Genomic DNA, 14,957 nt, shown 5'->3' on the forward strand with positions numbered 1-14,957 from the left:
TATGCAAAAAAAGAACCGTCCCCGGAGCTCCTATGTCTCCAAAAACGATTCTCTCGAGTGCACCGCCAGGGGCTCGAACCCTGGACACCCTGATTAAGAGTCAGGTGCTCTACCAACTGAGCTAGCGGTGCATTTTCTTTGTCGTTGTTGTGTCTCCCGCAACGACAAGACATATGTTATCACATGATTTTAAATAATGCAAGTACTTTTTCAAAAAAAATTAAATATTTTTTTCGATTTTTTTATATAATAGGTGAAATTAGTGATTTTTGCGGGCTTCCTGACACTTTTTGCAATAGCCATAAAGCTCTAATTTGTGTCCGGTGACAGTGAAATCTCCGGTATCCTGCTCTAAATGCACATGTGCAAAGGGGCAGCTGGGCAGCGGAATCCGCTTATGACATTCCAGGCAGACCGCATAATGGGTATGTTCCCCGCGGTTCAGTTCGTATACTACGGTACCGTCTCCCATGAACGTTGTCTTCTCTACCATTCCATGTTCTTCAAATGTTGCCAGGATCCGGTAGATTGTGGATACAGCATAATCGCTGCCTTCGTGTTCTTTCTCAATACGATTGTAAATCTGCACGGCGCTGAGGGGTTCGGTCGCTTCCTCCAGCACCTGATACACGCATTTTCTCTGTTTGGTCCATTTCAATCCCTTAGGGTAGGAAATATCATTGTGTTCACATTTATGTTCTTCCATAGATATCTGTCCTTTTATATCGCGATCCGGGGCATCCGCAGTGCTGCTCAGCTCGGTAACGCCCTGCGTTCCCTCACTGGACGGGCGTCGCCCTATCAAAATTGGATCTGCCTCTTATGCCTGCAAGCAGTCAAAGAGTCAGCTCTCAATTTTGGCACTGCTTGTGCCTACAGCCAGTTTATCACAATTCCTGCTAAAACGCCAATCACATATAAAATTCCCACGATTTTCAGATTTTCCTTTTTATCCGGATTCACGCGGAACAACACCAGCAGTCCTACTCCCGCGCCCACCAGCAATCCGGACATCATGGCTCCAAGGCTGATCACACCACTGATATACAATTGCGTTATGGTCACAGATGCTGCACAGTTGGGAATCAGTCCCACCACTCCTGCCAGCACAGGTCCCAGTACGGGACGATTCAGGATCAGGCCGGCCAGAACATCTTCTCCCACAAAATGCAGTGCTGTGTTCAGAACAAATCCAATGACTATAATGAAAAAGGTAATCTGAAGCGTATGTTTTACCGCAGACAGAAAAATGCCATCCTCTTCACAATGGCAGTTCTCATGCTCACAGATTTCATGAATGTGCTCTTCCTCTTCATGATCATTTTCCTCATGCCCGTGAACATGGTCATGAGGATGCATCTTCCTCTCCCGGACCAACAGATCGATCACAAATCCGGCTACCGCACCAATGGCCGCTTTCGCTCCCAGCACGCCCAGAACAAAGCGGATATCCATTTTCTCCGAAATCAGGATCGGCAGCATCTCATCAGAAGTGGACAGATAAATGGCTATCAGTGTTCCCAGGGTGATCACCCTGCCTGCATATAAGTTGGATGCCGCTGCTGAGAATCCACACTGAGGCAACACACCTGCCACACCACCGATCAACGGTCCCATTTTACCTGCCTTACGCACCATATGCGTGGTCTTCTCGCCGGCCTTATGCTCCAGATATTCCATAGCCAGATAGGTCAGGAACAAAAATGGCACCAGCTTTATACTATCTATTAAAGTATCTAAAATAACTTCCGACATAACTCTTACCTTTCCATACTTTCTTTATCAAATGAATACTTAATCATATATTTGTTCTAAATGCAAATGAGTTGCATTTGCATTTAGAACTATAACACATTTTTTCATATTGTCAATATTTTAATTATAAAAAATGCGCTATGCTATGATAAGCTACGAAAAGCAAGAGAATGCCCATCTGGGCAAAAGCCAGCCGGTATACCGTCTTATAGTACTCCCGGATCACTTCCATCAATCTTCGATCAATCCTTTTTTCTTCCATGCTCCGCTCCGCCAGCGCAGCAGCATGCCGACTGCACGGCAGCATTCATCTGCTGTCAGACCGATATAAGCACCCACTACTGCCAGATGCAGCTGTATCCCCAACAGATACGTTCCTCCCGCTGCACACAAAAACATGAAAACAGCTCCGAGGATCACCGGAAATACAGCATCTCCACTGGTTTTCAGAGCATTCCCGTATACCAGATTTGTGACTCGTCCGGCTTCCAGGGCAATATCAATAAACATCAGCTTCTGCACTAGTTCTACCATACTCTTATCCTGCGTGAAAAAAGAGATCAGGACCGGGGCACTGACTGCAAACAGAAATTCTGTTCCCATCGCCAGTACCGCTCCGATCGCCGCAGATTTTTTCGTCTGCTTATCACATATTTCATATTTTCCCGCACCCATGTACCATCCGGTCATAATGGCATTCGCCTGGGCAAGTGCACTTCCCACACAGAAGGATAAATTCGTGATCTGTGCCGTATAGGAGCGGGCAGCCACATTGATTCCTTCTGTATCCATCTGGTTCAGAAAACGAATCACCAGTGTCATCGCTACATTATAAATAATATTCTCCAAAGCGGAAGGTAATCCGATCCGGATGATCTTCCGCAAAATCTCTCCGGAATTTACCCTCTCCGAATATTTTTTTGCAGGGATCAGCCGCCGTACAAAGATCACGATCAATATCAGATTCACTACTTTGGAGATCACTGTTGCGGATGCAACCCCCTGCACGCCGAGGTGGAATCGAAACAGAAACACGGCATTTAATATAAAGTTCAAAATATTACCTGTCACAGTTGCGATCAGAGGCTGTTTCGTATATCCAAATGCACGCAGATATCCTGCCAGTATGGGAATCATTGCGTTCAGTATGCTTCCGCCTCCTACGATCCGCAGATATTGTACGGCAGGCTCCTTCAATGCCGGCGCAATACCTACCACATACAGAATCCCATCGGAACAGAAAAACAAAAAAACAGACATCATAACACCCAGGATCCCATTAAACCATAATCCCAGAGTCTTTGCCTGACAGGCGATCCCCGGTCTGCCCGCACCGATATTCTGTGTCATCACAGCCAGCATTCCCATAGAAACTACCGAATACATAATAATAAATACACCAATATAAGTATTCGCTGTTCCGACTGCTCCGACTGCCTGATCTCCCACAGAAGAAAGCATTAAAGTATCCACCATTCCGGACAACATGTAAAAGATTGTCTCCAGACACAGTGGTACAAATAATTGAAATAATGACTTATTCTGTCCTTCCATCGTATGTTTTATATCCTTTCTGCGGTTCCTATAAATTTGCATTTTCATTTTGTAACCATTCAGAATACTATTCTGAATAGTATCTTTAATTTTTACATATTACTACTTTATCTTTCCTAAAGCTTGCATTTTTACCACAGAAAATTGACTTATTTCTACTTTTATAGTAATCTGACCATAATATCCTCTGATCCACTTCACAGAAAGGCCTGCCTATGTACCCTGAATTAAGAGAAGAACGCATTCACGGAACAAAAGAATTTCCTTTTAGCTGTTATCACCTGCATGATATGCCTGCTTTTTTTCAGATTCCTGTCCACTGGCATCCGGAGGTCGAGATCATATATGTCCGCTCCGGCTCTCTTAATGTCATCATTGAAGGGGAAGAATACGAAGCGGCCGGCGGCTCCGTATTCTTTGTGAATCCCGGTGAGCTTCATTTTATGGGTTCCGCAATTCCGGGCGTAGACTATCATACCCTGTTGTTTCCACTGGAATTTATTTCCTTTCAGACGGACGATCTGTTGGAAACGGAGTTTCTCCTTCCCCTGCGTAACCATGAATTGCTTTTGCATCATAATCTTTCCCACGAAAAAAGCTGTCCTGACATCATTTCTCTCATCCGTGAGATCCTGTCTGTCAGACAGCTTCCAAATACATTGAGTGGGTATTTCCGATTACGTATTTTATTGTTGTCACTTATCCAAAAAATTGCTTCCTGCGGAACCATTAACCCGATGGGCTCCAAAAGGAACGATCCGATGCAGCGTGAAATACTGACTTATCTGCAGTATAACTACACGGACCCCCTTCGGTTGGAAACCCTGGCAGAGCAATTTCATTTATCCGAGAAATATTTGTCCCGCTATTTTAAGCAGCACTTTCATCTGACTCTGACGCAATACCTGATGCATCTGAGGCTGACCCATGCCTGCCATCTGTTAGAGAGCACCTCTCTGCCGGTTACAGAGGTTGCCCTGCAGTCCGGCTTCCCCAATGTAAGTCATTTTATCCGCTGCTTTCACAGGACATATCAGATGTCTCCGTTACAATATCGTAAGCAGCTACCCTATCAGTGATCGTTTTCAAGAGCTCTTCTTGCCAGCTCCAGGCATCCCATGATGCCCTGATCATCATGAAGAGATGCCGGCACCACATAATGCTCCATGTCTGCAAGTTCATCCGTTGCGATATAGCCATTGATGTATTCCTTAAGCTTCTTGCGGATCAGCGGGAACAACTGCTCCTGGTGCATGACACCGCCGCCTAAAATGATCATTTCCGGAGATACCGTCATGACATAGCAGGTCAGGGCCTGCGCAATGTAATCTGCCTCCAACTCCCATACTTCCGGGCAATCTGCCAGATCCACTGCTTTCCTGCCCCAGCGTTCTTCAATGGCAGGACCTGCCGCCAGACCTTCCAGACAATTCTTATGATAAGGACATCTTCCGGCATAAGTATCTGCGGTCCGCTTCGTGATCAACACATGTCCGGTCTCCGGATGGAGCATTCCGTGATGCAGTTTGCCATTACTATAGATACCACCGCCGACACCGGTGCCGATGGTCAGATACATGACGCACTTTTTCCCTTGTGCCTGTCCGAAGGTCACTTCGCCGAGGACAGAACCATTCACATCTGTATCGAATCCCACGGGGCAATGTAGTGCCTCCTGCATCTGCCCAACGATATCGCAGTCCCTCCAGGCCAGCTTTGGCGTGGTTGTGATATAACCGTATTTTTCGGAATCTCTGTCCAGCTCAATGGGCCCGAAACAGGCAATTCCCAATGCATCAATCCCCTTGTCCCTAAAATAAGCGATCATTTTAGGAATCGTCTCCTTAGGCATAGTTGTAGGAATCGATATCTGCTCATAAATTTCACCATTCTCATCCCCAATAGCGCAGACCATTTTTGTACCGCCGGCTTCCAATGCACCCAGACGTAATTCTGCCATATAAACTCCCTGCCTTTCCAGATTCTGCCTGTTAAATATATCCCGAGCTTTTCCTTCGGATTCTGCTCTCTGTGGTTAGTATAGCAAATCCTTTTCTCCCTGTTAATATCAATTTTTATTGCGTTTCTCTGACTTTTTAATTTTCTCTTTTCCCGGGAATCTTTCCTATGATATACTTGTTATACTGTTCTCAGTTACACACAAATTGCAGGAGGTTATATCACAATGAAAAAAATATGGATCGTCGGTTCCCTCGGTCACATGGGGCAGGCGTTGATCAGGTTGTTAGACATGATGGAATATGAATTATACGAGACCGATAAGGACGAGCTGGATATCACGGATGAACATGCAGTTTCCCTGTTCATGCACCGGAATCGTCCCGATGTCGTCATCAACTGTGCAGGATATCATCCTTTCGCCGGTGCAGCGCAGTCGGAGACAGATATGGCTTACAAGGTAAACGCCGTAGGTGCGAGGAATCTGGCGCAGTCTGCGGAGAGCATTCAGGCAAAACTCATCCAGATCTCTACGGATGATGTATTTTCCAGCGCATCCGACACACCCTATAATGAGTTCGATGATGTAAATCCCGTGGGACTGTTTGCGAAATCCAAATATGCCGGAGAGAAATTCGTCATCCAGCTGATGACCCGCTATGTCATTATCCGCAGTTCCTGGATCTATGGCATCGGCAAAGACTTTTTGAATGAAGTACTGGAAGCTGCCGCGGACTCCCAGGTATCCACTATGGAACTGCTAAATAACGACCGTGCGGTACCTACCTCCGCCGCAGAGCTTGCCCGGGTGGTAAAATTCTTCATCGACAACGACCATTACGGTATCTATCACGCCGTATGCAGCGGCGGTTCCTGCACACGCCTGGAATTTGCGAAAGAGATCCTGCGTCTTGCCGGAAAAGAGGACCGGCTTACCGTTACAGTAAAAGACGGCACCCCGGAGAAATATTCCGTACTGGATAATATGATGCTGCGTCTCACCGGCATCGAAGAACCCAGTGGCTGGAGAGAGACACTTGCTTGCTACATGAAAGAAACCGGAGGACTGGAATAGTGGAAAAACACGAAAAAGAAAAGAAAAAACTCGGTCTGTCCACCAAAATCTTTATCGCCCTGTTAACCGGTGCGGTATGTGGTGTGCTGATCCATTATTATATGCCGGGAGGGTACTTTAGAGATACGATTCTGATCAACGGTATTCTTTATGTACTGGGAAATGGTTTTATCCGCCTGATGCAAATGCTGGTGGTCCCTCTGGTATTCTGCTCCCTGGTCTGCGGCGCCATGGCCATCGGTGATACGAAAACATTGGGAACTGTGGGTGTGAAAACGATCCTGTTCTACCTGTGCACCACTGCTTTGGCGATCTGCGTGGCACTGGGCATTGCCAGTCTGATCAATCCCGGCGTCGGTTTAAATATTGCGTTGCCGGAGGATGCCACCGAAGTTGCGACCACCCAGGTAGACTTTGCGGAGACGTTGCTGAATATTATTCCGAAAAATATTTTTACCTCTCTGTCCACCGGAGATATGCTGCCGATCATCTTCTTTGCTTTATTTGTTGGCATTCTTCTGGCTGCCATGGGCAACCGGGTCTCCACTGTGGCGAACTTTTTCAGTCAGTTCAATGACATTATGATGGAAATGACGATTGCAGTCATGAAAGCTGCCCCTGTCGGTGTCTTCTGCCTGATTGCGAAGACCTTCGCAGGCATCGGCTTCGACGCTTTTGTGCCTATGCTGAAATATATGGGAAGTGTCATTCTGGCGCTGGCAGTACAGTGTTTCGTGGTATATCAGGTCATGCTGTTTGTGTTCACCCGCTTGAATCCTTTTAAGTTCATTAAAAAGTTCTTCCCGGTTATGACCTTTGCCTTCTCCACTTCCACCAGTAATGCGACGATCCCTCTGTCTATCGACACTCTGTATAAAAAAATCGGTGTCTCCAAACAGATTTCGTCCTTTACGATTCCTCTGGGTGCCACCATTAACATGGACGGTACTTCCATCATGCAGGGCGTAGCAGTTGTTTTCATAGCACAGGCTTATGGTATTCCTCTGACCCCGGCTGCCATTGCTACTGTCATTGCCACCGCGACGATCGCTTCCATCGGTACTGCCGGTGTCCCCAGTGTCGGTCTGGTCACCCTGTCCATGGTACTGACCTCCGTGGGACTGCCTACCGAAGGCATTGCACTGATCATGGGTATCGACCGTATCCTGGATATGCTGCGTACCGCTGTCAATATCACCGGTGATGCCGTATGTACCACTATCGTTGCCAAGCAGCAGAGTGCCTTTAATGAGAAGACTTTCCGGGCTGATAACTGATCACCCGTTTACAACTTTTCAGACGGCTGCCACCGTATAAAAAAAGAGTGAAACATTCTGTCTTGTGCTCAAGTGCACCGTCAGATGTTTCACTTTTTTATAGCTCGAAGCTATTCTATTTCAGTTTATTCAATTTTGCCCGGTTGGCAATAACGATCAGCCGCATATCCTGTGTCAGAGGTACTTCCGGATCGATATTGGTATTTACATTTTTTCCTTCGATGATCGCCACCACGTTAATGGAATATTTTTTCCGCAGATTCAGCTCGATCAGGTTCTTCCCGATCCACTGCTGTTTGACTTCCATTTCCACCATAGACACATCCTGGGACAATTCGATAATGTCCATGAAACCGGAGCTTAACAGATTTTTGGCCAGATGGATCCCTGACTCACTCTCGGGGAATACTACACGGTCTGCTCCTACTTTCGTAAGGATCTTGCAGTTTATCTCAGTGGCGCATTTGGTGATAACGGTCTTTACGCCCAGTTCTTTACACAGCATGGTTGCCATAACACTGGCTTCCAGATGATTCGCCATGGTCACAATGACCACATCAATATTCGCAATACCGATCTGTCTCAACGCTTCCGAATCTGTAACATCCGCACATTTACAGTATGGAATCTCTGAAATTGCCGCATTGACAACTGCCTCTCTGTTGTCCACCGCTACCACCTCTGCGCCGTTCTCTGCCAACTCCTTCGCCACACTTCTTCCATATCTTCCAAGTCCAAATACTGCATAGGTCTGATTGATTCCCATAGTCTCTTCCTTCCTGTTTCTTCTATCTGCTTTATCCGACGCTGATCTCTTCTGTCGGGTTCTTCACAATATTTTTGTTCTTTTTCTGCGTGCTGAATGCCACTACCAGAGATATGGGACCGACTCTTCCCAGATACATGGTCACGATAATAATCAGTTTTCCCCAAAGATTCAGCATGGAAGTCAGGTTCCTGCTTAATCCCACAGTAGCTGTGGCACTCACTGTTTCATACACAATATCTATCACATCCGCATCTGTCACTGCAGATAAAAGAATTGTGGACAACGACGCAATGATAAAAAACATACCTACAACCGCTACCGATTTATTCACCGCCTGCTTCGGAATATTTCTCCCAAAAAGCTCCGCATCCTCCTTATTACCTATAGTGGCAAACATAGATACCAGCAGCACTGCGATCGTAACTGTCTTCATTCCTCCTGCGGTTCCCACCGGAGAGCCGCCGATCAGCATCAAAAGCACCGAAATGATCGCAGAGGTATTGGTCAGATCCTCTTGTGGAATTGTGGCAAAACCTGCGGTTCGCGTAGTTACTGCCTGGAACAGGGATGCCCAGATCCGTTGCGGCACCGTGTAATCCTGCATCGTCAGAGGATTATTGTATTCAAAAATATAAAATGCCGCCGCTCCCACTACAATAAGTATTCCTGTCACCGTGAGTGCTATTTTACTGTGCAGTGTCAGCAGTCGAAAACATTTCAGCTTCTGGCTCCGGATATTCTTCAGAACCCGCAGTACATCCCACCAGACGATATAGCCCAAACCTCCCAATATGATCAACAGCATCGTGACCAGATTGACCATGGGCTGAAATACATAGCCGCACAGACTGTCTTCCGCCATAATATCCATTCCGGCGTTGCAGAAGGCAGATACGGCATTAAAAATCGAAATCCATATGCCTCTGAGTCCGTATCCCGGCACAAATACTGTCATGTACAAAAGAGCTCCGCATCCCTCCACCACCAGAGTACCTATGAGAACCTTGCGGAGGAATTTCACGATTCCGGAGATATTATTCAGATTAAATACATCCTGCAGCATCCATCGGTTACCCAGTCCCAGTCGTCTGTGCAGTCCCATCATCACACCGTACATGACCGTAATGACTCCCAGACCTCCCAACTGGATCAGAAACAGGATCACGATCTGTCCCCAGACGCTCCAGGTGGAATATGTGGGAACCGTCACCAGACCGGTCACACATATGGATGTGGTAGCCGTAAATAAAGCATCTATATAAGGAACCGCTTCTCCGGTAGCTGAACTGATGGGTAATGCCAGCAGGAAGCTACCCACTAATATGGCACACAGAAAGCTAAGCATGATCTTCTGTGTCGTAGACAACTGTATTATTTTTTTACTGTTCATAACACACTCCATTCCGCCGATGCTTTATCTCATCAGTGGAATCGCTAATCAAATTTCACGGGTGCAATCCGCAATGCTATGATTATAACACACTTTTAAATAAAAAACTCCTATTGGAGACAGTTTGTTGCTGTATCCATCATAGGAGTTTTCTTCTGATCTTATTTTTCTTCCCTTATACCTTAAAACGATATCCAACACCCCAGATGGTCTCGATATATTGAGGCTTTGCAGTATCTTTTTCAATTTTCTCACGGATCTTCTTGATATGCACGGTAACCGTAGCGATATCACCGATGGAATCCATATCCCAGATCTCCCGGAACAATTCTTCCTTGGTAAATACATGGTTCGGATGCTCCGCCAGGAACGTCAGCAGATCGAATTCCTTGGTCGTAAACGTCTTCTCCACACCGTCCACATAGACACGTCTTGCAGTCTTATCAATACGGATACCACGGATCTCCACGATATCATTCTGCTGCTTCTGGTTAGTTCCCACCAGTCTCTCATAACGGGCCATGTGCGCCTTCACACGGGCTACCAGTTCACTGGGGCTGAAAGGTTTGGTCATATAGTCATCCGCACCCAGCCCTAAGCCGCGGATCTTATCAATGTCGTCCTTCTTCGCAGATACCATGAGAATGGGAATATTTTTCTCCTCGCGGATCTTCTTACATACTTCGAAGCCGTCCATGCCGGGCAGCATCAGGTCCAGAATGATCAGATCATAATCGCCTGCCAGTGCGGTCTTCAGTCCCTCATCGCCGGTATTGCAGATATCGACCTTGAAATCACTGAGCTCCAGATAATCCTTCTCAAGATCTGCAATTGCCACTTCATCTTCAATAATTAAAATCTTACTCATTATTTATCCTCCATTTACAGAATGTCCTTGTATTATCGATTATCATGCCATTTCTGTTTCATTCCCTTATTCATTACTTGGTTCCACCCGGCTGCAGCTCAATATATTTTCTCAATACAAAATGCATACAGGTTCCTTCCCCTTCTTTGGCTGTCGCCCATACATAACCGCCATGATCCTCAACAATTTTTTTAACAATGGATAATCCGATGCCACTGCCGCCCTGGGCGGAATTGCGCGAAGCATCCGTGCGGTAGAACCTCTCGAAGATCTTCTGCAGATCCTTCTGTGCGATTCCCTTGCCGTTGTCCTCGATCTCTACCCGGATGGAATCCACTTCGTCAAGAATACGGATATCAATATGCCCGTCAGGCTTGTCCATATATTTTACGCTGTTACTGATAATATTATTGATGACCTTCTTCATCTGCTCCGGATCCGCGATGACAACTGTGTCAGGAGATACCAGATTCGAATAGTTCAGCTTGATACCCCGCTGCTCCAGATCCAGTCCGACTTCTTCCACACAGTCACCGAAATAATCCGCCACGTTGATCCGGTGGAAATTGTACGGGATCCGGTTATTATCAATTCCGGAATAAGTGGTCAGCTCGTTGATCAGACGATCCATATCAATGGCTTTATTGTAGATGGTCTTGATGTATTTGTCCATCTTCTCCGGCGTGTCTGCCACGCCGTCCATGATTCCTTCCACATAACCCTTAATGGCTGTGATAGGGGTCTTCAGATCATGGGAAATATTGCTGACCAGCTCTTTGTTCTGCTTCTCATGCTGAATGTTCTCTTCTGTGGATTCCTTCAGCCGCAGACGCATATCCTCGTAATTGCGGTAGAGATCACCGATCTCCCCCTTGGCATCCGTCTCCAGAACATAATCAAAGTTGCCTTCCTTGATCTTGCGCATTGCCACATTCAGCTCATTGATAGGTTCAAATACGCCCTTGTGGATCCACTGGGTCAGCATCAGGCTGGTGAAGATCAGGATCACAATGATCGCCACGAACATATCGATCAGCAGATGTCTCGAGATCAGCGAATTGACCTTCGTGACGATAAATACGCTGCCCGGTGTTCCATCCCGGAAGGTGAAATCAATCTGTTTTACATACTTCTCCAGTTCATTGTAGAAATATCCGCTGTCATCCGACAGATTCTCGTCACCATAGGCAGGCAGTTTTTCAAAAATCTGCTGTGCGGCTTCTTCATTGCCGGCATAATACAGCTTATCACCTTTTCTTACAATAATGTAAGTAGACTTCCGCGATACCTCCTCATTGATATGATCCAGATATTCTTTATCTTCCAGCCTGCTGCTGTCTTCCTTCACCTGGTCCAGCAGCACATAATACGCCTGATCCGTGGTGTTGGTGAATTCCCTGAAATTCTCCGACATCATGGAATAATCAATATCCGTCAGGCTGAGACCCTGAGAGTAATTCATCAGGTAAATGGCAATCATTACAAAAGCCATGATCGTCAACAACAGCGGAAGTAATATAATACTTATAAATGTTACACGAAGTCTGGTTTTAAATTTCATATTACTCTTGCCTTTCAGCAAACTGCAAACTTTCCGTGACTTTAGTGCCGTGTACTTCTGTACACGTTGTAACAAAAGTCTGCGCATGTTAATTTATGTTTTATACTTTGCTTTCGCTCATTATAGCATGATTCCTACCTTCTGTGTATAAAGGAAGCAGGAATATCATTAAAAAAATATAAACAAAATTTTTTCATTTTTCTGTTGACATTATTCTCGCATCATGTATAATAAGCTTGTAAGAAACAGTAATCATTACTATTATTGAGAAAGGGGCTTATCATGGCACTGAAACGAAGCAGACAACGGGAAATGATCAAATCCTTTCTCATGGGACGCAAGGATCACCCTACCGCTGATGTGATCTATTCTAATCTGAAGCAGCAGGATCCAAACTTAAGTCTCGGTACCGTCTACCGTAATTTGACACTTTTGTCAGACATGGGAGAAATCTTACGACTCCGGGTCGGTGACGGTGTTGACCATTTTGATGCCGATACTTCCGAACATTATCATTTCGTGTGTACGGAATGCGGAAGCGTTATTGATCTGGACATGGATAGTATTGATTCCATCATGGAGGCCGCCGGAGCGAGATTTGACGGTCGGATCCGGGGACATGTCACTTATTTCTACGGCTCTTGTCCCGCCTGCACCAGGGTTGCTACGGAGTCCTAGTTTTCTGAATGAAAACTGGCTTCGTTCCATAATATATTTGTGCTTATAAAGCACACGCAAAAAGAGAAAACTGAAAACAAAACATTTCATTAGAGAAAAGGAGAAAAAATTATGGCAAAGTATGTATGTCAGGTATGTGGTTATGTTTATGAAGGTGATGCGGCTCCCGCAGAGTGCCCCATCTGTCACGCTCCCGCTTCCAAGTTCACCAAGCAGGAGGAAGGCAAGACCTGGGCTGCTGAGCATGTAGTAGGTGTAGCAAAGGGTGCTCCCGAGGATATCATTGCTGATCTGCGTGCGAACTTCCAGGGCGAATGCTCTGAGGTTGGTATGTATCTGGCAATGGCAAGAGTAGCTCACAGAGAAGGTTATCCCGAGATCGGTCTGTACTGGGAGAAGGCTGCTTACGAAGAAGCTGAGCACGCTGCAAAATTCGCTGAGCTGTTAGGTGAAGTCGTAACCGATTCCACCAAGAAGAATCTGGAGATGAGAGTAGATGCCGAGAACGGTGCTACCGCAGGTAAGTTTGATCTGGCTAAGAGAGCCAAGGCTCTGAACCTGGATGCTATCCATGACACCGTTCATGAGATGGCTCGTGATGAGGCTCGACATGGCAAGGCATTTGAGGGTCTGTTAAAGAGATACTTTGGCTAAGCTACAAGCCATGCAAGGATAAAATAAAAAGTCACTGGGAGGACATTTATGTACTTCCAGTGACTTTTTATTTTAGATTTATACGGCGCCTGCCCTTATACGGTTCCGGAGATCACCAGCGTGCTGACGCCGGGGTTGATCCCCCACGCTCCTGTAACGGGATCCTGGGTGTAAGTCGCTGCGGGTACCGTAATACCTCCTGCAGTTCCGGTAAATAATCCGGTAGTCGTATCATACGTATAGTTTGTTCCCTCTGCCCATGCAGTTCCATTAAAATTCACAGTCAGATTCTCCAATACGGGATTAAAGGTATCTGTGATCACGACACCGGTAGCTGCATCCGCTGCCGTATTCCCCAGATTCTGTATCAGGAACGTATACGTCAATGTTCCATTCTCTGTCACGGGTACGGGACTGACGGACTTTGTGATCGTAAGAAGCGGTCCGCTTACCGCATTTACTGTCTCGTTCACAGTAACAGGAGTGACCCCTGCCCCGGCAATCGTCGCCGTATTCGTAATGGAAGCCTCTGCTGCCAGCGGCGCATAAGAGTTCACCTCAGCCTCATAGGTAAGTGTCACATTACCTCCCGCAGGCACGGTAATTCCCGTGATTGTCAGAGGAGGGCCTGCCGTTACAGCCGGTGTTGCCTGTAAAATTCCGTTTGCATAGTATTTTACGGTCCCCGGAATATACGTCAGAGGTGTCAGTTCTCTGGTATTAAACAAATACTCTCCCAGATTATCCGTTACTGTAATTCCGTTAAATGCTGTAGTGCCTGAGTTCACAATGCTGATCACATACGTCACATTTTCATTCTGCCCGTAGGTATCCCGCACTGCTGTCTTGGTTGCAGACAATACCTCCGTGATCTCACCCACTGCTATATTGGAGTTTGTAATCTCATTTCCATAGCGAAGCTGTGCCTGGTTCGTAAATCTAGCCATATATTTTTGTATCCTTTCATTGTATTTGGATTTACTATAATATATGACTGTTTTTAAGAAAGTTGACGGATTCTGTCACCGCATTTCTTGACTTTCCTCTTCCACCTCCGTATGATGGAATCACAGGCATTCACTGGCGCTGCTCCAAAAAACATCGAGGATTCAACATGAAGAAAAAAGTATTTAACATCATCCAGATCGGTGACAAAAGTAACCGTCTGAGCCGGCTCTTTGATATTTTTATTGCTATCGTTATCTGTGCAAATATTCTGGTGACTTTTCTGCAAACCTTTGATGAGCTTGCTTTTTTATTTCCGGTATTTCACGTGATCGAGGTTATCACTATTCTGATCTTCTGTGTGGAATATGTCCTGCGGATCTGGACTGCGGACTATCTATATCCTGATAAAAACGAGCTCCGCTCCCGGCTGCGGTTTCTGATCTCCTTCGACGGCATTATCGACCTGCTG

16 protein-coding genes and 1 tRNA gene are annotated in these 14,957 nt (G+C 46.1%); 6 read left to right on the top strand and 11 right to left on the bottom strand.

Translation table 11 applies throughout. The features are described from left to right. Positions 1-58 precede the first annotated feature (58 nt). From DWZ61_RS13200 to DWZ61_RS13215, 5 genes are all read right to left on the bottom strand, one after another. Positions 59-131 (bottom strand) — tRNA-Lys (locus tag DWZ61_RS13200). 128 nt (positions 132-259) lie between these two features. Further along, positions 260-805, bottom strand: a complete 546-nt coding sequence (locus DWZ61_RS13205; RefSeq protein ID WP_118539022.1) for a Fur family transcriptional regulator — start codon at positions 803-805, stop codon at positions 260-262. Positions 806-873: 68 nt separating this feature from the next. Then, a complete protein-coding gene (locus DWZ61_RS13210) occupies positions 874-1,755 on the bottom strand; it encodes a putative manganese transporter (RefSeq protein ID WP_118539024.1) in 882 nt (293 codons plus the stop codon). Between the two features lie 124 nt (positions 1,756-1,879). Next, positions 1,880-2,017, bottom strand: coding sequence for a hypothetical protein (locus DWZ61_RS19775; RefSeq protein WP_172594665.1), 138 nt, complete (start codon positions 2,015-2,017; stop codon positions 1,880-1,882). Next, positions 1,987-3,309: an MATE family efflux transporter gene (locus tag DWZ61_RS13215; RefSeq protein ID WP_118539026.1), complete on the bottom strand. Its 1,323-nt coding sequence runs from the start codon at positions 3,307-3,309 to the stop codon at positions 1,987-1,989. Before DWZ61_RS13215 ends, DWZ61_RS19775 begins: the two co-directional genes overlap by 31 nt. A 215-nt stretch (positions 3,310-3,524) precedes the next feature. On the opposite strand from DWZ61_RS13215, the gene DWZ61_RS13220 reads away from it, so the two are divergent. Continuing rightward, the gene (locus DWZ61_RS13220; RefSeq protein ID WP_118539028.1) at positions 3,525-4,388 is read left to right on the top strand and encodes an AraC family transcriptional regulator; all 864 of its coding nucleotides are present in this window, start codon (positions 3,525-3,527) and stop codon (positions 4,386-4,388) included. On the opposite strand, the gene DWZ61_RS13225 is transcribed toward DWZ61_RS13220, so the two are convergent. Then, the gene (locus DWZ61_RS13225) at positions 4,382-5,269 is read right to left on the bottom strand and encodes an ROK family protein (RefSeq protein ID WP_118539030.1); all 888 of its coding nucleotides are present in this window, start codon (positions 5,267-5,269) and stop codon (positions 4,382-4,384) included. The genes DWZ61_RS13220 and DWZ61_RS13225 overlap by 7 nt on opposite strands. Positions 5,270-5,494: 225 nt before the next feature. Between DWZ61_RS13225 and DWZ61_RS13230 the strand changes: the two genes are divergently transcribed. Both DWZ61_RS13230 and DWZ61_RS13235 read left to right on the top strand, forming a co-directional pair. Further along, positions 5,495-6,343, top strand: coding sequence for an NAD(P)-dependent oxidoreductase (locus tag DWZ61_RS13230; RefSeq protein WP_118539032.1), 849 nt, complete (start codon positions 5,495-5,497; stop codon positions 6,341-6,343). Further along, complete coding sequence (locus DWZ61_RS13235; RefSeq protein ID WP_118539034.1) at positions 6,343-7,620, top strand: dicarboxylate/amino acid:cation symporter; 1,278 nt, start codon at positions 6,343-6,345, stop codon at positions 7,618-7,620. The genes DWZ61_RS13230 and DWZ61_RS13235 overlap by 1 nt, the downstream gene beginning before the upstream one ends. A 115-nt stretch (positions 7,621-7,735) precedes the next feature. Here DWZ61_RS13235 and DWZ61_RS13240 read toward each other — a convergent pair whose 3' ends face one another. The 4 genes from DWZ61_RS13240 to DWZ61_RS13255 form a co-directional block, all read right to left on the bottom strand. After that, entirely contained in the window at positions 7,736-8,386 is a 651-nt protein-coding gene (locus tag DWZ61_RS13240) for a TrkA family potassium uptake protein (RefSeq protein WP_118539036.1), read from the bottom strand. A gap of 31 nt (positions 8,387-8,417) precedes the next feature. After that, a complete protein-coding gene (locus tag DWZ61_RS13245) occupies positions 8,418-9,779 on the bottom strand; it encodes a potassium transporter TrkG (protein WP_118539038.1) in 1,362 nt (453 codons plus the stop codon). A gap of 175 nt (positions 9,780-9,954) precedes the next feature. Then, a complete protein-coding gene (locus DWZ61_RS13250) occupies positions 9,955-10,647 on the bottom strand; it encodes a response regulator transcription factor (RefSeq protein WP_022154060.1) in 693 nt (230 codons plus the stop codon). Positions 10,648-10,720: 73 nt separating this feature from the next. Further along, entirely contained in the window at positions 10,721-12,208 is a 1,488-nt protein-coding gene (locus DWZ61_RS13255) for a HAMP domain-containing sensor histidine kinase (RefSeq protein ID WP_117465219.1), read from the bottom strand. Positions 12,209-12,490: 282 nt separating this feature from the next. Here DWZ61_RS13255 and DWZ61_RS13260 point away from each other — a divergent pair, with 282 nt between their 5' ends. After that, positions 12,491-12,886, top strand: coding sequence for a transcriptional repressor (locus tag DWZ61_RS13260; RefSeq protein WP_118539040.1), 396 nt, complete (start codon positions 12,491-12,493; stop codon positions 12,884-12,886). Between the two features lie 111 nt (positions 12,887-12,997). Further along, positions 12,998-13,540, top strand: a complete 543-nt coding sequence (locus DWZ61_RS13265) for an NADH peroxidase (RefSeq protein ID WP_022154063.1) — start codon at positions 12,998-13,000, stop codon at positions 13,538-13,540. Between the two features lie 95 nt (positions 13,541-13,635). Here DWZ61_RS13265 and DWZ61_RS13270 read toward each other — a convergent pair whose 3' ends face one another. Beyond that, on the bottom strand, positions 13,636-14,487 hold the full coding sequence (locus DWZ61_RS13270) for a DUF11 domain-containing protein (RefSeq protein ID WP_022154064.1): 852 nt from the start codon (positions 14,485-14,487) through the stop codon (positions 13,636-13,638). 167 nt (positions 14,488-14,654) lie between these two features. Here DWZ61_RS13270 and DWZ61_RS13275 point away from each other — a divergent pair. Next, positions 14,655-14,957, top strand: a 303-nt coding sequence (locus tag DWZ61_RS13275; protein WP_147354716.1) for an ion transporter, incomplete at its 3' end; no start/stop codon positions are given.

The sequence above is a fragment of the Clostridium sp. AF34-10BH genome (assembly GCF_003478095.1).
Classification (GTDB): domain Bacteria; phylum Bacillota; class Clostridia; order Lachnospirales; family Lachnospiraceae; genus Acetatifactor; species Acetatifactor acetigignens.